This is a genomic window from Streptomyces sp. NPDC054813 (assembly GCF_053611365.1).
Genome location: NZ_JBSHAF010000008.1, coordinates 257,539 through 275,928, shown reverse-complemented (window position 1 = coordinate 275,928; position 18,390 = coordinate 257,539). Strand labels below are relative to the sequence as shown.

20 protein-coding genes are annotated in these 18,390 nt (G+C 71.6%); 5 read left to right on the top strand and 15 right to left on the bottom strand.

The window, feature by feature from the left end; all coding sequences use genetic code 11:
• The first annotated feature begins 628 nt into the window (after positions 1-628).
• The gene (locus tag ACWGJB_RS18690; RefSeq protein WP_453381237.1) at positions 629-1,582 is read left to right on the top strand and encodes a hypothetical protein; all 954 of its coding nucleotides are present in this window, start codon (positions 629-631) and stop codon (positions 1,580-1,582) included.
• Between the two features lie 104 nt (positions 1,583-1,686).
• Here the strand turns inward: ACWGJB_RS18690 and ACWGJB_RS18685 are convergent, their stop codons facing one another.
• The 10 genes from ACWGJB_RS18685 to ACWGJB_RS18640 form a co-directional block, all read right to left on the bottom strand.
• Positions 1,687-2,202, bottom strand: coding sequence for a flavin reductase family protein (locus ACWGJB_RS18685; protein ID WP_453381236.1), 516 nt, complete (start codon positions 2,200-2,202; stop codon positions 1,687-1,689).
• Between the two features lie 58 nt (positions 2,203-2,260).
• Positions 2,261-3,031, bottom strand: coding sequence for an alpha/beta hydrolase (locus ACWGJB_RS18680; protein ID WP_453381235.1), 771 nt, complete (start codon positions 3,029-3,031; stop codon positions 2,261-2,263).
• Between the two features lie 98 nt (positions 3,032-3,129).
• On the bottom strand, positions 3,130-4,470 hold the full coding sequence (locus tag ACWGJB_RS18675; protein WP_453381234.1) for an LLM class flavin-dependent oxidoreductase: 1,341 nt from the start codon (positions 4,468-4,470) through the stop codon (positions 3,130-3,132).
• Between the two features lie 45 nt (positions 4,471-4,515).
• On the bottom strand, positions 4,516-5,346 hold the full coding sequence (locus ACWGJB_RS18670) for an ABC transporter ATP-binding protein (RefSeq protein WP_453381233.1): 831 nt from the start codon (positions 5,344-5,346) through the stop codon (positions 4,516-4,518).
• Positions 5,343-6,212 carry an ABC transporter ATP-binding protein gene (locus ACWGJB_RS18665; RefSeq protein WP_453381232.1) on the bottom strand — a complete coding sequence of 290 codons (870 nt, stop codon included), beginning with the start codon at positions 6,210-6,212 and terminating at the stop codon, positions 5,343-5,345. The genes ACWGJB_RS18670 and ACWGJB_RS18665 overlap by 4 nt, the downstream gene beginning before the upstream one ends.
• The gene (locus ACWGJB_RS18660) at positions 6,212-7,117 is read right to left on the bottom strand and encodes an ABC transporter permease (RefSeq protein WP_453381231.1); all 906 of its coding nucleotides are present in this window, start codon (positions 7,115-7,117) and stop codon (positions 6,212-6,214) included. The genes ACWGJB_RS18665 and ACWGJB_RS18660 overlap by 1 nt, the downstream gene beginning before the upstream one ends.
• A 2-nt stretch (positions 7,118-7,119) precedes the next feature.
• Positions 7,120-8,151 (bottom strand): ABC transporter permease, encoded by a 1,032-nt coding sequence (locus tag ACWGJB_RS18655; protein WP_453381230.1) that lies wholly within the window; start codon positions 8,149-8,151, stop codon positions 7,120-7,122.
• A 41-nt stretch (positions 8,152-8,192) separates the two neighbouring features.
• On the bottom strand, positions 8,193-9,755 hold the full coding sequence (locus ACWGJB_RS18650) for an ABC transporter substrate-binding protein (RefSeq protein WP_453381229.1): 1,563 nt from the start codon (positions 9,753-9,755) through the stop codon (positions 8,193-8,195).
• Positions 9,756-10,276: 521 nt separating this feature from the next.
• Positions 10,277-11,179, bottom strand: a complete 903-nt coding sequence (locus tag ACWGJB_RS18645; protein ID WP_453381228.1) for a DsbA family oxidoreductase — start codon at positions 11,177-11,179, stop codon at positions 10,277-10,279.
• Positions 11,176-11,610, bottom strand: coding sequence for an RrF2 family transcriptional regulator (locus ACWGJB_RS18640; RefSeq protein WP_453381227.1), 435 nt, complete (start codon positions 11,608-11,610; stop codon positions 11,176-11,178). The genes ACWGJB_RS18645 and ACWGJB_RS18640 overlap by 4 nt, the downstream gene beginning before the upstream one ends.
• Before the next feature lie 138 nt (positions 11,611-11,748).
• Between ACWGJB_RS18640 and ACWGJB_RS18635 the strand changes: the two genes are divergently transcribed.
• The gene (locus ACWGJB_RS18635; protein ID WP_453381226.1) at positions 11,749-12,255 is read left to right on the top strand and encodes a cupin domain-containing protein; all 507 of its coding nucleotides are present in this window, start codon (positions 11,749-11,751) and stop codon (positions 12,253-12,255) included.
• A gap of 33 nt (positions 12,256-12,288) precedes the next feature.
• Here ACWGJB_RS18635 and ACWGJB_RS18630 read toward each other — a convergent pair whose 3' ends face one another.
• Together ACWGJB_RS18630 and ACWGJB_RS18625 are read right to left on the bottom strand one after the other, a co-directional pair.
• The gene (locus tag ACWGJB_RS18630) at positions 12,289-13,125 is read right to left on the bottom strand and encodes a hypothetical protein (RefSeq protein ID WP_453381225.1); all 837 of its coding nucleotides are present in this window, start codon (positions 13,123-13,125) and stop codon (positions 12,289-12,291) included.
• A 175-nt stretch (positions 13,126-13,300) separates the two neighbouring features.
• A complete protein-coding gene (locus ACWGJB_RS18625) occupies positions 13,301-13,771 on the bottom strand; it encodes a winged helix-turn-helix transcriptional regulator (protein ID WP_453381224.1) in 471 nt (156 codons plus the stop codon).
• A gap of 93 nt (positions 13,772-13,864) precedes the next feature.
• Between ACWGJB_RS18625 and ACWGJB_RS18620 the strand changes: the two genes are divergently transcribed.
• On the top strand, positions 13,865-14,362 hold the full coding sequence (locus ACWGJB_RS18620; protein ID WP_453381223.1) for a PaaI family thioesterase: 498 nt from the start codon (positions 13,865-13,867) through the stop codon (positions 14,360-14,362).
• A 114-nt stretch (positions 14,363-14,476) separates the two neighbouring features.
• Here the strand turns inward: ACWGJB_RS18620 and ACWGJB_RS18615 are convergent, their stop codons facing one another.
• Positions 14,477-14,632, bottom strand: coding sequence for a hypothetical protein (locus tag ACWGJB_RS18615; protein ID WP_453381222.1), 156 nt, complete (start codon positions 14,630-14,632; stop codon positions 14,477-14,479).
• A gap of 19 nt (positions 14,633-14,651) precedes the next feature.
• Here ACWGJB_RS18615 and ACWGJB_RS18610 point away from each other — a divergent pair, with 19 nt between their 5' ends.
• Entirely contained in the window at positions 14,652-15,173 is a 522-nt protein-coding gene (locus ACWGJB_RS18610; RefSeq protein ID WP_453381221.1) for a winged helix-turn-helix transcriptional regulator, read from the top strand.
• A gap of 114 nt (positions 15,174-15,287) precedes the next feature.
• Here the strand turns inward: ACWGJB_RS18610 and eno are convergent, their stop codons facing one another.
• The gene (gene eno, locus ACWGJB_RS18605; protein WP_453381220.1) at positions 15,288-16,571 is read right to left on the bottom strand and encodes a phosphopyruvate hydratase; all 1,284 of its coding nucleotides are present in this window, start codon (positions 16,569-16,571) and stop codon (positions 15,288-15,290) included.
• Positions 16,572-16,663: 92 nt separating this feature from the next.
• On the opposite strand from eno, the gene ACWGJB_RS18600 reads away from it, so the two are divergent.
• Positions 16,664-17,533 (top strand): winged helix-turn-helix transcriptional regulator, encoded by an 870-nt coding sequence (locus ACWGJB_RS18600; protein ID WP_453381219.1) that lies wholly within the window; start codon positions 16,664-16,666, stop codon positions 17,531-17,533.
• Positions 17,534-17,724: 191 nt separating this feature from the next.
• Here the strand turns inward: ACWGJB_RS18600 and ACWGJB_RS18595 are convergent, their stop codons facing one another.
• On the bottom strand, positions 17,725-18,312 hold the full coding sequence (locus tag ACWGJB_RS18595; RefSeq protein ID WP_453381218.1) for a molybdopterin-dependent oxidoreductase: 588 nt from the start codon (positions 18,310-18,312) through the stop codon (positions 17,725-17,727).
• Positions 18,313-18,390: the final 78 nt, after the last annotated feature.

The following is an 18,390-nucleotide window of genomic DNA, read 5'->3' as shown; positions in this document are numbered from 1 at the left end:
AGCCACCCCCCCACCGCGACTCCCCGCGCGCGCCCCCGCGCCCCCCCGCCCCCCGCGCCCCCCCCGCGCCCCCCCCCCCCCCCCCGCCCGGCCCCCCCCCCCCCCCACCTCGCCCCCACCCCGCATCGCCCCCACCCCGAGCCGCCCGCGGCCCGGAACGCCCGGCCGGCTTGGCGGTCCACCGTCCAGGTCGGCGCGTGCCTCGCCGTCCACCATGTCCGGCTCAGCATCGCCCAGTCGGCGTTCCGCGGCCCGATTCCCATGAGCATGAACGGTGTTGCCAGAACGAGCCCGGGTTCCGCGGCGTGGACACCTTCGGCATCCACGTCGCCCATCTCAGGTCCCTGAGCCGGCGCACCGCCGGAGCGAGGAACAGCGGACGGCGGGTTCTGTGGTGTCAGGAGGCCGGCAGTTCCTCGCGGACCGTGCGGGCCGCGCTGACCAGGTTCTCCAGGGAGGCGCGGGTCTCGGATCAGGCGCGGGTCTTTAGGCCGCAGTCGGGGTTGTGAACAGGTGGCGATCGACGGTGCTTGAACGCGTTCTGGCGTGCATGAGTGACTCTCATGAGTGAGTCTTGCGGGCACTGGCGGGCGCACTCCGGGGTGGGGAACGGGGGTTCTTGCGTCGAATGCGTGACCTTCGCCGATGGTGGTCGTTGGGTGTGGTGACGGGTTTCTTCGGCATGGGGGGTGGGGTGGGCGGGCTGCGGGTGATGGCGGCGCCGTTCGTGGTGCCCGGTCCTGCGGGGGTTGCGATCGGTACCCGGCTCAGGGGTCTGACCAGTGAGGACGTGAAGGTGCTGTGCCTGGTCGGTGACCATCTGGGTTCGCTCGCCTCCAGTGATCTGAAGGCGCGGTGTGCGGCCGGGCTGGACCACGACAGTGAGCAGTGGGCTCAGCGCAAGCAGGTCCTGACCGGACAGTCGTCCTCCCGCTGGGCCGGTTCGGTCACGAAGGCCACCCACGACCAGTGGGCGCTGGCCCGGCGTGGTCGGCTCGCGCACATCCAGAGCCTTCAGGCGGGGATTGCGACGATCGCCCACCGGCTGTCCCTGCCCCTGGGCGAGAAGGGCGGCAAGCACGCTCCGGGCGGCTACCGCTCGCGCAGGGAGTGGCATGCCGAGTCCCGGCGTCTGCACGTCCTGGAAGACCGACTCCAGGCAGCACGGGCCGACTGGCAGGCAGGTGTCATGCGCGTGGTGCGCGGCGGCAAGCGCCTGCTGACCACCCGCCATCACCTGGAGCAGGCCCAGTTGACCGAGGAGGAGTGGCGCACACGGTGGCGGGCCGCACGACGGTTTCTCCAGGCCGACGGCGAGTCCGGGAAGCGGTACGGCAACGAGACCATCCGCGTCACTCCTGACGGCGAGGTCTCCCTCAAGCTCCCTACGCCGTTGGCACACCTGGCGAACGCCCCGCACGGCCGGTACGTCCTGGCCGCGACGGTGTCGTTCGCGCACCGGGGCGAGCAGTGGGCCGACCGGATCACCACCAACCGGGCGGTGGCCTACCGCATCCATGAGGACACCGTTCGGGGCCGCTGGTACCTGACCGCGACACCGGGTCCGGCCTCGCGCGGGTAGCCTTCGTGCCGTTTCCGGTGGCCAACGACAGCCCCGGCGGGTGACCGGGAGGCAGCCCCGCGGGAGGCGGCCTCGCACCAGCGGATGCGAGACGGGGCGGGGCCTCACACCAGCGGATGCGCCGATGCGAAGGATCCGTTGTGGTGGACGAGGGCCGGTGCCTCTTCGACCACCGCGCCCGAGTCGATCTCGCCGACGACCAGCAGGTGGTCACCGAGGGTCTGACGCAGGGTGATGCGGGCCGACAGCCAGCCGGTGACGTCGTCGAGGATGGGCAGCCCGTCCGGCTGCGCCCGCCACCGCACCCCGGCGAACCGGTCGACCCCGCTGCGCGCGAACTGCCTCGCCAGACCGGCGTTCGCGGTGCCGAGGACATGGACGGCGAAGCGGTCCGCGAGGCGCGCGGCGGGGGTGCTGGACGCTTCGAGGCCGATGCAGAACGAGACCAGGGCCGGCCGCAGGGAGACGGAGGTGAAGGAGGTGGCGGTGAAGCCGACGGGGCCCGGGAAGGTGATCACCGTGACACCGGCGGCGTGCCGGCGCAGGGTGTCGCGCAGGAGGTCCGCGCCGTCGGGGGCGGTGGCCGTGGACGACGGGCTTCGATGGAGCGGGGCGCTCATGCCCATTCCTTTCGGTACGCGGGGGGAGGGGCGAGAGAGGGACCTGCGACGGCGGCCGTCACCAGGCGCTCGACTCCACCGCGACCGCGGGCACCAGCCCGGTGCGCAGTGCCTCCAGGAAGGTCACGACCTCGGCCGCGACCGAGCGGTGCTGGAGGTCGTTGAGGACGTCGTGGTGGGCGTCGCGGACCACCGCCAGCCGGGAGCGGGACAGCGTCTTCGCGGTACGGGCCAGGGCGTCGCGGTCCGCGAGCGGGTCCGCGTCGCCGACGAGGAGCAGGGCGGGGACGGCGAGGTCCGCGTGGTAGGCCGCGTCGAGCAGCGCGCCGGGCAACGGGGCGTCGAGCGTGCCCCGTTGCGCCTCCGGGTCGTTGCTGAGCACACCTCGGTGGGTCGGGCAGGATGTGCGGACATCGAGTTCGTCGTCCCAGTCGCCGCCGGTCCCGGCGGTACGGCCCGGGAGGCCCGCCAGTACGACTGCCCCTGGCTGCACGGCGGTCGAGGAGCCGCCGAGGCCGAGCAGCGCAGCGACGGCCGCGGCACCGGAGTCCGCGCCCACCAGCACGAGTGGACCGGTCACTCCGCTTTCGGCGGCCGCCGTACCCGCCACGGCGGCGGCGAGCCGGTCGCCGAACCGGGCCAGCGAACCGTTCAGGTCGTCGGCGTCGACCGCGGGGCCGTCCACGACCCGGACGCGGTAGGCGTCGGACGCGAGCCGCCTGCCGAGCCGGCCGTAGGTGGCACGGCTCTCTCCCCGGCCGGGCACCACGACGACGGTGCCGCGGGTGAGGAGGCCCTCGGGGGCGTGGTAGTCGCTGTACTCGGTCATCTCGGGCTCCTGCGCGTTCGGGTGCGGGTTCGGATTGTGGTGCGGGCGCGGTCGGTCCCGGATCGCGTCTTCGGGTGAGTGCTTCTCACGGGGCTCGGTCAGCCGTTCACGAGCCGGCGCTCGTCGGTGTGCCGGTTGACCGGGATCGGCAGGCCGAGGTTGCCGCGCAGGGTGTCGGCCTCGTACTCGGTGCGGAACAGCCCGCGCTTCTGGAGGATCGGGACGACACCGTCCACGAAGAGCTCCAGGTCGTCGTTGGTGCGGAAGGCGAGGTTGATGCCGTCGAAGGTGCCTGCGTCGAACCACTGCTCGATGGTGTCGGCCACGGTCTGCGGCGCCCCGACGAACGGCGACTGCCGGAACTCGCTTACCAGGTTGGCGACTTGACGCAGCGTGAGGTTTTCCGTCCTGGCTCGCTCGATGAGCTTGGCCGCTCCGGTGCGGCCGCCCTTCTCGGCGAGGTGCGCGACGTCCGGGAACGGTCCGTCAAGGTCGTGCACGCTGAAGTCGTACGCGCCGAAGGAACGGCCGAGCAGCGCGAGGTTGCGCTCGAAGTCGTTGTCCTCCTCGAAGATCTCCCGCTCCCGGAGCCGGGCCGCCTCGTCGGTGCGGCCGACGACCGGGCCGCCGTGGATGAAGATCTTGATGTGCTCGGGGTCGCGGCCGTAGGACGCGGTGCGCTTCTTGATGTCCGCGTAGTAATCCTGCGCCTGCTGGAGCGAGCCGCCCGGCGCGTAGATGCCCTCGGCGACCTGTGCGGCGAGGGCACGGCCCTCCTCGGAGACGCCGGCCTGGAAGATCACCGGCTGGCCCTGCGGCGAGCGGGAGAGGTTGAGCGGGCCCGCGATCCTGAAGTGCTCGCCCTCGTGGTTGAGTTCGTGCAGCTTCGCGGCGTCCAGGAAGACACCCCGCGCCACGTCCGCGGGGAACGCGTCGTCCTCGTAGGAGTCCCACAGGCCGCGGGCGACCTGGACGAACTCCAGCGCACGGCCGTACCGGGTGGTGTAGTCGAGGTGTTCGTCGAGCCCGAAGTTCCTGGAGGTGCCGGTGTCGAAGCTGGTCACCACGTTCCACCCGGCGCGGCCGCCGCTGATGTGGTCGAGGGAGGCGAACCGGCGGGCCAGGTTGAACGGCGAGTTGTACGTCGAACTCGCCGTGCCCACCAGGCCGATGTGCCGGGTGTGGGTGGCGACCGCCGACAACAGGGTGAGCGGTTCGAGGCGGTTGAGATAGTGGGCCGGGTAGGTGGCGTTGATGAACTGGCTGTCGACGATGAACAGGGCGTCGAACAGGGCGTGTTCGGCCGCCTGGGCCTGCGCTATGTAGTAGTTGATGTCGATGCTGGCGTTCTTCGCGACCCGCGGGTCCTTCCAGAGACCGTGCTGGCCGGGGCCGCCGACGCCGTAGGGGTGCAGGGCGAGGTGGATCTTGCGAGACATCGGTGAGTCCGTTCTGTGGGACGGGAGTTGGAGGAAGACAGGGGCTCAGGCGTGCAGCAGGGCGCGCAGGGCCTCACGTTCGGCCCGGTCGGCCGAGGCCGTCCGCAGGGTGGGCGCGGAGCTGACGAGCAGGCGGGTGTACACGTGCCGCGGGTCGGTGATCACGTCCCGGGCGGCGCCGACCTCGACCAGCTCGCCCTGGTAGAGCACCGCGATCCGGTCGGCGATGCCGGCGACCGATCCGAGGTCGTGCGAGATGAAGACCAGGGCGGTGCCGGAGTCGCGGAGTTCCCTGAGGATCTGCAGGATCTGGACCCGGTTGGCGGAGTCCAGGGCGCTGACCGGCTCGTCGAGGATGACCAGCTTCGGCTCGGTGACCAGCGCCCGGGCCACCGCGACCCGCTGCCGCTGACCGCCCGACAGCTCCCCGGGCAGCCGGTCGAGCAGCTCCTCGGAGAGCCGGACGCGGGCGAGGAACGTACGGGCCCGGTCGGCCGCCTCCTTGCGCGGCACGCCCTGCACGAGCAGCGGCTCGATCAGCGACTCCTCAATGGTGAGGTCCGGGTCGAGGCTGCGCAGCGGGTCCTGGAAGACGTACTGGAGCACACCGCGCCGGCGCAGACTCCGCCACTGGCGCCTGCCGTACGAGCCGACGTCCTCGCCGCCGATGACGATCCGGCCCGCCGAGCGGCCCACCAGGCCGAGCACGGCGCGGGCGAAGGTGGACTTGCCGGAACCGGTCTCGCCGATGATCCCGACGGTCTCGCCGGGCGCCACGCTCAGCGATACGTCGTGCAGGGCGCGGCGGCGCTGCCGGCGCGCGCCGTAGTGCACCTGAAGGCCGGTGACTTCAAGGACGGCGGGCGGGGTGGTCACGATGCCTCCTGAGGTGCGCGGAACTTCTCCAGGCCGTACTCCTCGTGCTCGGCGACGAGGAGCCGCGTGTACGCGTGCCGCGGGTGGTGCAGCACCTCGCCGGTCGGGCCGTGCTCCACCACCTCGCCCTCGCGCATCACGAGGACCTCGTCGCAGAGCTGGGCGACGACGGCCAGGTCGTGGGAGACGACCACCAGGGCCAGCCCGGCCCGCTCGCGCAACTCGGCGAGCAGGTCGAGGATCTCGGCCTGGACCGTGACGTCGAGGGCGGTCGTGGCCTCGTCGGCGATGAGGACCCTCGGGTCGGCGGCGATGGCGGCCGCGATCAGGACCCGCTGGAGCATGCCGCCGGACAATTCGTACGGGTACTGGCCGTAGACCAGCTCCGGATCGCGCAGCTGCACCGCGTGGAGCAGCTCGATCGCGCGCCGCCGGGCCTCGCGCCGCTTCAGGCCCTTCTTGACCCGGACGACCTCGGCGATCTGCGCGCCCACCCGGATCGACGGATTGAGGTACGACGCGGGGTCCTGGAACACCGCGCTGATCGTCGCGCCCCGCAGCTCCGTCCACTCGCGGGGCGTCAGCGTGGCGATGTCCGTGCCGGTGATCTCGATCTGGCCGGCCGTGACCTCGAAGTGCGGGGGCAGGATGCCCAGGGCGGCCCGGCAGGTGAGGGTCTTGCCGCTGCCGGACTCGCCGACGATGCCGACGGTTTTCCCGGGGGTGAGTTCGAAGCTCACCCCGTGCACGATCTCGCGGTCCCCGACCCGGTCGCCGATGTGTACGTCACGGACGGCGAGCACCGGGGCCGTACCGGCGGATGCCCGGGTCTTCTCGGGGGCGGGGCTCTGGGACAGGGTGGTCATCACGCACCTCCGGCGGGAACGGCATCGGACGTACCGCGCTCGCCCTGCCCGTCCGGGCGGTTGGCGCGGGCCGTGCGGTTGTTGACGAAGGCCCGGCCGGCCTCGCCGGAGACATCGCGGATCGCGTCGGCGAGCTGGTTGCCGGCCCAGACCGTGACCATGATCAGCAGGGCGGGGACGACCGGTGCCCACGGCTGGTATTCGAGATAGCCGAGGTCGGAGGCGAGCAGGCCGCCCCAGGTGGGCGCGGGCGGCTGTACGCCGATGCCGAGGAACGTCAGGCTCGACACGATGACGAAGCCGGTGCCGATGGTCTGGGCGAGCGCGACGGCGATCGGCGGGAGCACCTTGACCCAGACGTGCCGCCGGACGATCCAGCCGGTCGAGGCGCCGGAGACGATCGCCGCCTCCACGTACTGCGAGCGGGCGACGGACAGGGTCGCGGCCCGGCCCACCCGGTAGAAGAGCGGGGAGACCAGCACCCCGGTGACCAGCATCGCCTGGCCGATGCCGTTGCCGAGCAGCGCGATCACCGCGACCGCGAACAGCAGGAACGGCAGCGCGACCAGGGTGTCGGCCAGCCGCAGGGTCAGCCACTCGAAGACCCGCCCGAGATACACCGACAGGATGCCGGGCACCGCACCCACGACCAGGGCGACCAGGGCGACTTCGAGGGCGCCGAGCACGCTGACGCGGGAGCCGTCGAGGAGCCGGCTGAACACGTCACGGCCGAGATAGTCCGTGCCGAGCCAGTGGGCGCCCGAGACCGGCGCGAGCGTGTCGGTGCTGGTGGCCAGGGGGTTCTGCGGGGCGAGCAGCGGACCGAGGACCGCCAGGAGGGCGATCACGGCGAGGATGCCGAGGGCGATCCGGCCGGAGGTGAGGGAGAGAACGCGGCGCACCATGGTCAGACCCCCCGCTGGGACGCGGGCGTCACACGCGCCAGCACCAGGTTGACGATCAGGTTGAAGAGGACGACCAGGACGATCGACACCACCAGCACGCCCTGCACGGCCGGTACGTCACCGGCCTGCGCCGAGTCGTTGGCGAATCGGCCGAAGCCCTGCAGTCCGAAGATCCACTCGGTCACGACGGAGGCGCCGACCAGGGCCGGGAACTTCAGGCCGAGGGTGGCGAGCGCGGGACCGATGCCGTTGCGCAGCACATGGGTGAGGAAGATCCGCCGTGGGCTCAGTCCCCGTACCACCGCGCCGGTCACGTAGTTCTCGCGATAGGCCGCGACGAGACTGCCGCGGAGCTGACGGGCGACGTCGGCGACGACGTCGAAGCTCAGCGCGATCGCCGGGAGCGTGATGTGCGCGAGCCACGGGCCGAACCCCTGGGCCGCCGGGATGTATCCGGCGGAGGGGAACACCTGGAGTCCGACCGCGAAGACCGCGACGAGCACGATCCCGACGACGAACGCCGGCATCACCGAGATCACCGTGACGAACCCGGTGATCGTCCGGTCCACCCAGGTGGTGCGCCGCAGCGCCGCCACCGTCCCGAGGACGAAGCCGAGCAGTACGCCGATGATCAGGGCGAACGTCGCGATGGAGAGGCTGACTCCCAGCCCCAGGCCGATGAGGGTGGAGATGTCGGCGCCGTTGGTCCAGCTGGTGCCCAGCTGCCCGTGCAGGACGCCGGTGAACCAGTCCCAGTACTGGACCAGGAAGGGCCGGTCCAGCCCCCACTGGGACTCGACCCGGTGGACGGCCTCGGGAGTCGCCTCCTCGCCCAGCTGGATCCGCGCCGGGCTGAGTCCGCTCAGCGACCGGAGCGCGAACGTCACGAACGTCGCGACCACGAAGACGGGCACGATGATCGCGATCGACCGGGCGAGGGTGACCAGGACACGGCCCAGCGTGTGCCGCGCCCTGGCCACGGCGACCCCGCGACGGCGGGCAGGCCCGGCCGGTACCGCGGTCGTCGTCGTCATGGGGTTGCCCCCTCTCTGCTAGTGGAGTGGGTGGCGGGGTGTCAGTTGCCGCCGGAGATGGTCACGCCGGTCCAGTCGATGTGGGCCGGGTTCTTCGGCAGGCCGGAGATCGACTTGCTCTTGGCGATGAGGTTCGGCGCGGAGTAGGTGAAGACCAGCGCCTTGCTCCGCAACCCGGCGCGGGTGGCCGCCTGGAGGACCTTGGCGTAGTCCGGCGAGTCCAGCGGGGTCGCACGCACCTTGGCGACGGCCGCCTCGAAGCCGGCCGGCTCGTACGGGGTGCTCAGGTTCAGCGGGCCGTTGGGGCCGAAGTGGGCGGTGAGCGTCTGCAGGGCGGAGTCCCGGCCGGTGGTCCCGTACAGCGAGAACGTCAGGTCCTTGGCGAAGAACGGGGTGGCCCAGTTCTTGTCGATCTTGATGGTGACGGTGATCCCGACCTTGGCCAGCTGCGACTGGACCAGCTCGGCCTGGGGGTCCTCGGCCGGGATGACCAGGTTGAGCTTGATGTCACCGGCCTGGTAACCCGCCTCGGCGAGCAGCTTCTTGGACTTCGCCGGGTCGTAGGGGTAGTCGTTCGCCGACTTCGGGTCGTAGGCCACATAGCCCTTCGGGAACGGCTGGTCGGTCACCGAGCCGTATCCGAACGTGAGCTTGTCCACGAACTCCTGACGGTTGATCGCATAGCGGACGGCGTCCACGACCTTGTCGTTGTTGAACGGCGCCTTGTTGATGTTGAGGCTGATGTTGTTGGCGTTGAAGCCCGGCTGGGAGAAGACGTCCAGACCGGCCTTCTTGGCGGCGGCCGCCTGGCTCGGGGCGAGATCGGCGAAGTTGTAGACGCCGGTGCGCAGACCGGAGACGACCGTGGAGGCGTCGGGCGCCGAGGTCAGTTCGACGTTGTCGATGTGGATGTTCTTGGCGTCCCAGTAGTCGGGGTTCTTCTTCAGGACCGCCTTGGTGCCCGGCACCAGCTGGGTGACGATGAACGGCCCCGCGCCGACCGGGTTCTGGTCCAGCTTCGTGGGGTTCGCGGCCGCCTTGGGACTGGCGATCTGCAGCACCCGCTCACCCAGCAACTGAGGTATCTGGTAGTCGACCTGGGTGAGGTGGAGAACCGCGTCCAGCCCCTTGGCGTCCACCGACTTGATGGAGGTCAGATCACCGAAGAGCGCCGAGTTCTGCTGCTTCTGCGCCCGCTCGATGGCCGCCTTGACGGCGGCGCCGTTCACCGGCTGGCCGTCGCTGAACTTCAGGTTGGGCCGCAGGTGGAAGGTGATCTCGTCACCCTTCTTGTTGTACTCCCAGCTCTTGGCGAGATCCGGCACGGCCTTGCCGGTCTCGTCGGTGCGGGTCAACGACGCGTAGGTGAGGGCGAGTTCGCGGAACTGGGCGCCACTGCCGCTGACCACCGGGTCCCAGTGGGCCGGGAAGTAGGAGGAGGTCCACTTCAGCGTGGCACCACTCCCCGCGGAGGCGGTGCCGGAGCCGCATGCGGTGAGTGCCGGGGCGAGCAGGGCGACGAGGGTGCCGGCGACGGCTGCGGTGCGCGGGCCGGACCGGGCGAGGCCGAGTCCGGGGCGATGGGCGGTGTGGTGTGCGGGCATCTCGTTCTTCCTGTGGTCGGCCCGGTCTGGGTCGGGGCGGAGGGAGCAGGGCGGAAGGCCGGCCGGACATCCGCGCGGACCGTCGACCGGGACCGGACGGGCATGCCGGGGCGAGCGCCGGCACACAGTCGGAGCGTGCGGCGCTCAGGGCAAGGGGAGTTGGCGGCCTCGCGGGGGCGGGCCCTTGGGCTGGGAAGGAGGCGACGGGGAACGCGGGCGCGGAGAGCGGCGGGACGCGGTCGAGCCGGACGGCCGGCGGCCGGGGCCGCACCATCAAGGTGCGGAGGTCAGGCGGCTGCGGGCCGGAGGCGGCGGACGGCTGAGAGCCGGGGACGGCGGAAGGTCAGCGACAGAGTGCGCTGCAGGTGCGCCGCAGGTCCACGTAGCGGCACACCACACCGGGGTGCGTCGTGAGCATGCTGCACATCCTGGGGGCAGCCGCGACCGGCTGTCAATGGACACCAATTGGTGTCTCATTCGGCGGGACGGCCTCTGTCCGCAGATCAGAGGCCCACCGGCGGTCAGCCGGCGGTGGGCCGGCGTGCTGACGCCTCGTCAGGGTGCAGCCACAGCGGGCCGTTTCCGGTCTCCACCCGGACGGCGTGCGGCGGCGGCCACGCGCCCTCGGTCAGCAGCAGCCGCTCCGGTTCCGTCATGCTCGCGTAACGTTGCAGGGCCTCCGCCGGGGAGAGGGCTGCCGGGACGTTCAACAGCCCCGGACAGAGCTCCTCGACAGCGGACGCGTACTCCTCGAAGGGCCGCCAGCCGGGCACCGCCCGGTGGCCGCCGGGCGTACGCACCAGCAGGGTCGGCAGTGCGTACCGGTATCCGCCGTCGGCGGTCTCTTTCGCCGCGCCCGGATGCGGTGAGCCGCTCGCCACCGAGCGCACCTCGGGGACGGGCCGGCGCGCCTCGGCGCGGTCGGCGCGCACCCGCTCCAGGACCGCGTCGGACGCGGCGTCGGAGGCCAGCCGCTCCATGTCCAGCCCCGGCGTTCCCCGGACCGTGGCCAGCGCCGACGCGGCGGTGTCCGCCGGTTCGCCGAGCACGAAGACGGTCTCCCGCAGCCGCCGCAGCGCTCTCCCGGCGACCTCGTCGCCCTGGAGCTCGGCGGCCTTGGCGACCAGCGAGGCGGGCCAGGAACTGGCCGGCATCCGGCTCAGCCGTACCGCCCGAGGGGCCCCGCTGTGCGAGCTGATCTCCTCGACGTAGCGCGTGTACCAGGCTGTCTCCGCCGCCGGATCCGGCGGCGGGTCGTCGTCGTGGTCGAAGAGGATCGAGTACGCCCGCCGCCAGCGGACCCGGCCGGTCAGTGCTGCCCGCAGCCTGCGGAAGGCCGGTTCCGAGCCCCAGGCCCAGGGGCAGAGCGGGTCGGTGTACTCCACCACCTCGACGGGCGGCGGCAGTTCGGCAGCGCCCGTCACGCGGCGCCCGTCCGGGCCAGCCTTTCGGCCGGTTCCCCGGGCAGCAACGACATCAGGGTCACGCCGCCCAGGACCGCCGCCGCACCCGCCTCGACCTCACGCCACACCCCGGGCAGCCCCGCGGCGGGACCGGGGTAGTCGAGCCCGGTCAGTGACTCGCCGCGCAGGGTGATCAACTCGCCGTCGACCGCCCGCGTGACGTCCAGCAGACTGATCTCGTCGGCGGGCCTGCCCAGCCAGTAACCGCCCTCGCAGCCGCGCTGGCTGCGCACCAGGCCCGCTCTGCGCAGCTCGCCCACCACGGACTTCAGAAACCGGAACGGAATCTCCTGCGAGGAGGCGATCGCCTCACAGGTCAGCGGACGAGCAGGCTCACGGGCGAGCTCCAGCAGCGCCCGGATGCCGTAGTCCGCCTTCGCGGAAATATGCATGCGCACATCATGCCCGAGGAGCCGGCGCGGCGAGCCGCTCCAGGCGGCTCGCTCGTTCTGTTGCGGGAACATTGCCGCAGGTGAAACGCAATGGACACCTCTTGACATCCTTTTCCGGGCCGCCCTAGCGTCCAGGCCATGAGCGAGCCGCTGACGACCCCCGGTGAAGGCTTCCACCCGCACCTCCACGAAACCCCGGACCACCCCGCGGCGCCGCTGAGCACCCGCCTGCACCACATCCGCGCCGGCTCCCTGGACGGCGACACCGCCCAGACCGGCGGCATGCGCAGGTTCGCGGCCGTCAGCGGGAAGACGGTCGGTTCCGAGAAGCTGTGGATGGGCCAGACCCATGTGGCGCCCGCCACCGCGTCGTCCGACCACCACCACGGCGAGTCCGAGACCGCGATCTATGTGGTCAGCGGACACCCGGAGTTCGTCTTCCTGGACGACTCGGGCCCGGAGCCGGAGGAGGTACGGCTGCGTACCTCGCCCGGCGACTACATCTTCGTCCCGCCCTTCGTGCCGCACCGGGAGGAGAACCCGGATCCCGACGACGAGGCGGTGGTCGTCATCGCGCGCAGCACCCAGGAGGCGATCGTGGTCAACCTGCCCGGTCTGTACGCGCTTGCGGCCGACGGAGGATGACGGCCCCGCCCGCCCTGTCCCCGGGGCCGTGACTCAGGTGCGCGGACCGGCTTCCAGGAAGTCGTGCAGCGAGGCGGTCATGCGGGTGACGAAGGCGTCGCGGGCCCGGTCGGTGACCAGGTCGAGGGAGAGATAGGGATTGAGGTCCTCCAGCTCGACCAGGAGCAGGGCACCCTCCTGGGTTCGGCAGGCGTCCACGCGCTGGATGCCGTGGTCGAGCGTGTTCCAGTCGATGAAACGCCGGGCGAAGACAAGATCGGCTTCGGAGGGCTCGTACGGTTCGAGGACCCAGCGGCGGCCGGGGTCGGGGGCGTACAGCGCGTACTGGAAGGCGTCGTCGACGTAGTAGAACGACACCTCGTAGCGGAAGTCGACGCGTGGCTGGACCAGGATGTCTCCGTAGGCCAGGCCGGCCAGCCGGTCCCGGGCCACGAAGGTCAGGCCTATGGAGTCGGCTCCCGTCCGGGGCTTGACCGCGTACTGGTCGCTCTCGGGCAGACGGTCCAGAAGCTCGGGCCGGTCGACGGTGGGGATGACCGGGTATCCGGCCGCGGTCAGGTCCGGCAGATACCCCTTGCCGGCCATGTCGCCCCGCCCGTGCAGCGGGTTGTAGACCCGGGTGCCGCACGCCCTGGCCCGGTCGCGGAAGGCGTCGTACTCCCGCTGGTAGTGGAGTACCGGACCGCTGTTGCGGACCACGACCGCGTCGAAGCGGTCCATCAGGGCCGCGGCGTCCAGCGGATGGCACAGGGCGATGTCGAAGTCCGCGCGGAGCCGGGTGGTCAGGAACACGTCCTCGTCGCCGTACCGACGCCCGCGCGCCGGGTAGGCGAGGTCGGTCACGTACAGGAGGCTCGGGCGGGCCGGCATGGCGCTTCTCCTCGGCCGGTGGTCACGGGTGCGGTCAGCCGATGGTGGCACGCTCCCGGCGGGGAGCCCCGCCGCCCCCCCCGATCCGCCCGGCGGGACACCGGTGGCTCGTCCGGCGGCTCCGGAGCACGCCCGGTGCCCGGCGGCCCGGACCCGTCAGCCGCGGGCCGACGGCTTACGACCGGAGGCGGGCGCCGGGGCCCAGCCGGGCGGTGACCTCCCCGGGAGCGAGGGCGGAGTGGTCCGCGGAGCACTGGACGACGACGCGGACCGGAGCCTCGCAGCCGGTGTGGCGGACGTCCAGCGGGGGGCTCTCCCCGGGGCCGAGGGCGTAGGTCTCGCCCCACTGGGTCAGCGCCAGGAGGACGGGCCACAGGTCCCAGCCCTTGCGGGTCAGCCGGTACTCGTTGCGGGCGCGGCTGCCGGGCTCCTGGTAGGGGACGGTCTTCAGGACGCCGGCCGAGATCAGCTTCCGGAGGCGGTCGCTGAGGACCGCCTCCGACAGGCCGATATGCCGGTGGAAGTCGTCGAAGCGGCGGACCCCGTTGACGGCGTCACGCAGGATCAGCAGCGTCCATTTCTCTCCGACCACGTCGAGCGTGCGCTGGACGGGGCAGTTCTCCGTGCTCGCCTCAAGCCACTCCATGACGCCATCGTAGGGGTCTGGCTTCGTCATTGACAGTCAGGTGAACGAGAAGCTAGCTTCGTTTGGAGAAGTCAGAGGGAAGGGTTCAGTGCTGTGGGACGGACGCGTACGTATGAGTGGGACGATCCCGCGGTCCTGGCGGAGGCCGCCGGACGTATGGCCGGTATCGACTTCCTGCGTGAGCTGCAGGCGGGCCGGCTGCCGAGCTCGCCGATCAACCACACCGTCGACTTCGCCCTGGACGAGGTGGAGCCGGGGCGGGCGGTCTTCTCCCTGACGCCGGGCGAGGAACACTACAACCCGATCGGCAGCGTGCACGGCGGCATCTTCGCCGTCCTGCTGGACTCGGCCGCGGGATGTGCCGTGCAGTCGACTCTCCCGCAGGGGATGGCGTACACCTCGCTCGACCTGACCGTGAAGTTCCTGCGTCGCATCACCGTGGAGACCGGCACGGTGCGCGCCATCGGCACGGTGGTCAGCAAGGGCCGTCAAACCGCCCTCGCGCAAGCGCAGTTGGTCGACGGGACGGACCGGTTGCTCGCCCATGCCACCAGCAGCTGCATGCTCTTCCCGGTGCCGCCCCCGCGCTGAGCGGCGAGCCGGAACGGCCCCGGCGTGCCGGTTCGCGGCGCCCGGGGCCGAGCGCGCCCCGGGGTGACCCCAGGGCGCGCGACACCGTTCCTTCGACTCCTTGGCCGACCGGCCTCAGCGGCCGGGCGCCAAGTCCATCACGGGCTGTGCGGTGGCGCGGTCGCGCAGGACGAAGGCCGGGAGCAGAAGCGCGGCGAGCACGAAGGCGCCGATCACCCGCGGGCCGGACCGGCCGGGCGCTGTCCCGAGTGAGTCGTGAAACACAACCAACCAGGGGTAACGTGGCCTCATGGACGTACAACCGCAGCAGGCCGGGGAGTCGCGGACGGGCGGCACCGGGACCGTCGCCAAGCCGCTGACCTTGGTGATGGCAGGCATGCCGGTGGGCGTGCGGCCCTGTTCGATCGCCGCCGCACTGCAGATCGTCGGCGAGCGGTGGTCGCTGCTCGCGCTGCGGGAGATGTCCTATGGCGTGCACCGTTTCGCGAAGATCGCCGGCTACACGGGCGCACCGCGCGACATCCTCGCCGACCGGCTGCGCAAGCTCGAGGCGGCGGGTGTGATCGAGCGGCGGCAGTACAGCGAGCACCCGCCCCGCCACGAGTACCACCTGACGCAGGCGGGACAGGAGCTCTTCCCCGTCATGATCGGCCTGCTGCAATGGGGCGACAGGTGGGCGGTGGACACCCCTGGCGTCGCCTTCCGGCACGAGTGCGGTCACCCCCTGCAAATGGAGTCCGGGTGCCGGCACTGCGAGGGGGACATCACCCCGGAGTCGCTCTTCCCGCAGCCGCCCGACGCGCACTCCTGACCCCGGCACCCCGGCTCGTCGCTCGGACGCGGCGGCGGCCCGTCCGTATGACCCACCGCTCCGCGTCCTCGCCCACCGGTACTCGCAGCCATGCCCCCACCTGTCACCGCCGGGTCAGCGGCGCAGCCCGAGTGCCTCTCGGCCCGCGTAGCGTGCCTGCGTGCCCAGTTCCTCCTCGATGCGGAAGAGCTGGTTGTACTTGGCGGTGCGGTCCGAGCGGGACAGTGAGCCGGTCTTGATCTGGCCGCAGCCCGTGGCGACGGCGAGGTCGGCGATCGTCGTGTCCTCGGTCTCCCCGGAGCGGTGGGACATCACGACCGTGTACCCGGCGCGGTGGGCGGTGGCGACCGTGCCGAGGGTCTCGGTGAGGGTGCCGATCTGGTTGACCTTCACCAGGACGGAGTTGGCGATGCCGTCGCGGATACCGGCGCGCAGCAGCGTCTCGTTGGTGCAGAAGACGTCGTCACCGGTGAGCTGGCAGCGGTCGCCGAGCCGGGCGGTCAGGTCACGCCAGCCGGCGTGGTCGTCCTCGGCCATCGGGTCCTCGACGGAGGCCACGGGGTAGCGGTCGACGAGGGTGGCGAGGTAGTCGGCGTGTTCGGCGGGGGTACGGCGGACGCCCTCGCCCGTGTAGTCGTAGACGCCGTCGTGGAAGAACTCCGAGCTGGCCGGGTCCATGACGAGCGTGATGTCGGTGCCGGGCTTGTAGCCGGTCTGCTCGACGGCGCGTACGACGAAGTCCAGGGCCTCGTCGGCGGTGCGCAGGTCGGGGGCGAAGCCGCCCTCGTCGCCGACGTTGACGCTGTGGCCGGCGGCGAGCAGGTTGCCGCGCAGGGTGTGGAAGACCTCCGAGCCCATACGGACCGCCTCGGCGAAGGTGGCCGCACCGATGGGCGCGATCATGAACTCCTGGAAGTCCAGCGGGTTGTCGGCATGGGCGCCGCCGTTGACGATGTTCATCATCGGCACCGGCAGCAGCCGGGCGTCGACTCCGCCGACGTAGCGGTACAGCGGCTGCCGATGCGCGGCCGCGGCGGCCTTGGCGGTGGCCAGGGAGACGCCGAGCAGGGCGTTGGCGCCGAGCTGCGACTTGGTCTCCGTGCCGTCCAGCTCGATCATCGTACGGTCGACGGTCGCCTGGTCCTCGGCGTCGAGCCCGGTCACGGCGTCCGCGATGCTCTCGTTCACGGCGTCGACGGCACGCCGAACCCCCTTGCCGTGGAAGCGGGTCGGGTCGCCGTCGCGCAGTTCGACCGCTTCGCGGGCGCCGGTGGAGGCGCCGGAGGGGACGGCGGCTCTGCCCAGTGAGCCGTCCTTGAGTTCCACGTCGACCTCGACGGTGGGGTTGCCCCGGCTGTCGATGATCTCGCGTGCGACGACCCGGCTGATGGCGGTCACGGTGTACTCCTCACGCTGGGCCCGTGCACTGACGGGCAGTAAGTTCCATCATGAAACAAAGTGAGTCCCGAAAGGGAACTTACTATGGGCGCATGAGGATGCACAACGCTGACGAGACCTGCGGGACCGCCCAGGCCGCCATGGTCCTGGGGGACTGGTGGAACGTTCTGGTGCTGCGCGAGGTCGCCCGCGGCCATGTCCGCTTCGACGCACTGGCCGCCGAGATCGGCCTGTCCCGCAAGGTGCTCACCGAGCGGCTGGGCAGGCTCGTCGCCCACGGTGTCCTGCACCGCAGCCTCTACCAACGGCGGCCGGTACGTTACGAGTACCTGCTCACCGACGCCGGTGCCGGGCTGCTGCCGCTGCTCGTCGCGATGCAGGACTGGGGCGACCGCTGGGTGCTGGGCGACGGCAGCCTCACCGCGACGGCGGCCGAGGACGGCGCGGAACACGCCCGTGTCCACGCGTTGGTCGGCACCCGCCTGTCCGACGGCCTCGAACTGCCCGCCACCCAGGGCGCCGAGGTGCCCCTGGTCTCCCCGGACGCCCCGGCGACCGTGCTGTTCACCTACCCCGGCACCGGAGTCGAATGGGGCGAGCCGCCGATCCCGGGTGCCGTCGGCTGCACGCTGGAGAACCGGCTCTTCCGGGACGCCTGGCCCGACTTCCGGAAGGCGGGCGTGGAGGTACGTGGGATCAGCACCCAACTCGTCCACGAGCAACAGGAGTTCGCCCGCGTCGAGGAGATCCCGTACCCCCTGCTCTCCGACGCCGCCCACGAACTGGCGGCGGCCCTGCGGCTGCCGACCTTCCGCGGCGCGGGCCGGCTGCGCCACAAGCGCCTGATCCTGGTCGTCGACGCCGAACGCACCGTACGGCACACGCTGTTCCCCGTCGACGACATCCCGCACGCGGTCACGGAGACCCTGCGACTGACGGCGAACCGCGCCCGCGCGACATGAACCGGACTCCTTCCTCGCCGAAGCGGCTCAGACGTCCGCCACCAGGAGCCGGTGGCCGACGTTGACGGTGTCGCGTGCCGCCAGGCCGCCGGTCCGGCTGTACGGCACGCCGGGCGTGTCGTGGGCGGCCGTGCCTGGCAGTGGGCAACGGCTCCTCCAGCAGGCGGAGTTGGCCGGGCGCGCGGGTGGGGCTAGGGAGCCGCGGGTGTCGGTCCGTCGGCTTCCGCCTCCTGGTAGGAGTAGCGCTGCTGCTTCCAGGCGTCGGCGATGTTGTGGTAGCCCCGCTCCTCCCAGAAACCACGCCGGTCGGCGGTCATGTACTCGATGCCACGCAGCCACTTGGGGCTCTTGTAGCCGTACAGGTGGGGGACGACCAGGCGGAGCGGGAAGCCGTGTTCGGCGGTGAGGGGTTCGCCGTTGTGGTGGGTGGCCATGAGGGCGTGCGGCGAGGTGAAGTCGCTCAGGCGCAGGTTGGCGGAGAAGCCGTACTCCGCCCAGGCCATGACGTGGCTGACCCCGGGGGCGGGCGGGACCCGGTCCAGGACGGTGGCGGCGGGGATGCCGTACCACTCGTGGCCGGTGGAGGTGGGGCCGCTCGCGCAGTGCAGATCGGCGACGACCGTGACATGGGGGAGTGTGGCCAGGTCGTCGAAGTGCCACTCGTGGGTCTCGCCCGAGGCGGTGGCGCCGAAGACCCGCAGGTTCCAGCGCTCGGGGCGGAAGCGGGGGACCGGACCGTAGTGCGAGACCGGCCAGCGAGGAGGTTCGCGATCATGCACGAGCCGGCGGACACGGCGATACGGCGGCCGGACAGGCCGTAGGGGTGTACTCGCCCGGCCCCTCACCGAGCAGGGCTT

Bases quoted from the DNA above. Each gene is read 5' to 3' on its own strand.
- ACWGJB_RS18680 (WP_453381235.1), bottom strand. From the start codon at position 3,031: ATGACCGAGTACAGCGACTACCACGCCCCCGAGGGCCTCCTCACCCGC.
- ACWGJB_RS18600 (WP_453381219.1), top strand. From the start codon at position 16,664: ATGAGGATGCACAACGCTGACGAGACCTGCGGGACCGCCCAGGCCGCC.
- ACWGJB_RS18635 (WP_453381226.1), top strand. From the start codon at position 11,749: ATGAGCGAGCCGCTGACGACCCCCGGTGAAGGCTTCCACCCGCACCTC.
- ACWGJB_RS18660 (WP_453381231.1), bottom strand. From the start codon at position 7,117: ATGGTGCGCCGCGTTCTCTCCCTCACCTCCGGCCGGATCGCCCTCGGC.
- ACWGJB_RS18630 (WP_453381225.1), bottom strand. From the start codon at position 13,125: ATGCCGGCCCGCCCGAGCCTCCTGTACGTGACCGACCTCGCCTACCCG.
- ACWGJB_RS18610 (WP_453381221.1), top strand. From the start codon at position 14,652: ATGGACGTACAACCGCAGCAGGCCGGGGAGTCGCGGACGGGCGGCACC.
- ACWGJB_RS18625 (WP_453381224.1), bottom strand. From the start codon at position 13,771: ATGGAGTGGCTTGAGGCGAGCACGGAGAACTGCCCCGTCCAGCGCACG.
- ACWGJB_RS18675 (WP_453381234.1), bottom strand. From the start codon at position 4,470: ATGTCTCGCAAGATCCACCTCGCCCTGCACCCCTACGGCGTCGGCGGC.
- ACWGJB_RS18640 (WP_453381227.1), bottom strand. From the start codon at position 11,610: ATGCATATTTCCGCGAAGGCGGACTACGGCATCCGGGCGCTGCTGGAG.
- ACWGJB_RS18655 (WP_453381230.1), bottom strand. From the start codon at position 8,151: ATGACGACGACGACCGCGGTACCGGCCGGGCCTGCCCGCCGTCGCGGG.
- ACWGJB_RS18685 (WP_453381236.1), bottom strand. From the start codon at position 2,202: ATGAGCGCCCCGCTCCATCGAAGCCCGTCGTCCACGGCCACCGCCCCC.
- ACWGJB_RS18690 (WP_453381237.1), top strand. From the start codon at position 629: ATGCGTGACCTTCGCCGATGGTGGTCGTTGGGTGTGGTGACGGGTTTC.
- ACWGJB_RS18665 (WP_453381232.1), bottom strand. From the start codon at position 6,212: ATGACCACCCTGTCCCAGAGCCCCGCCCCCGAGAAGACCCGGGCATCC.
- ACWGJB_RS18650 (WP_453381229.1), bottom strand. From the start codon at position 9,755: ATGCCCGCACACCACACCGCCCATCGCCCCGGACTCGGCCTCGCCCGG.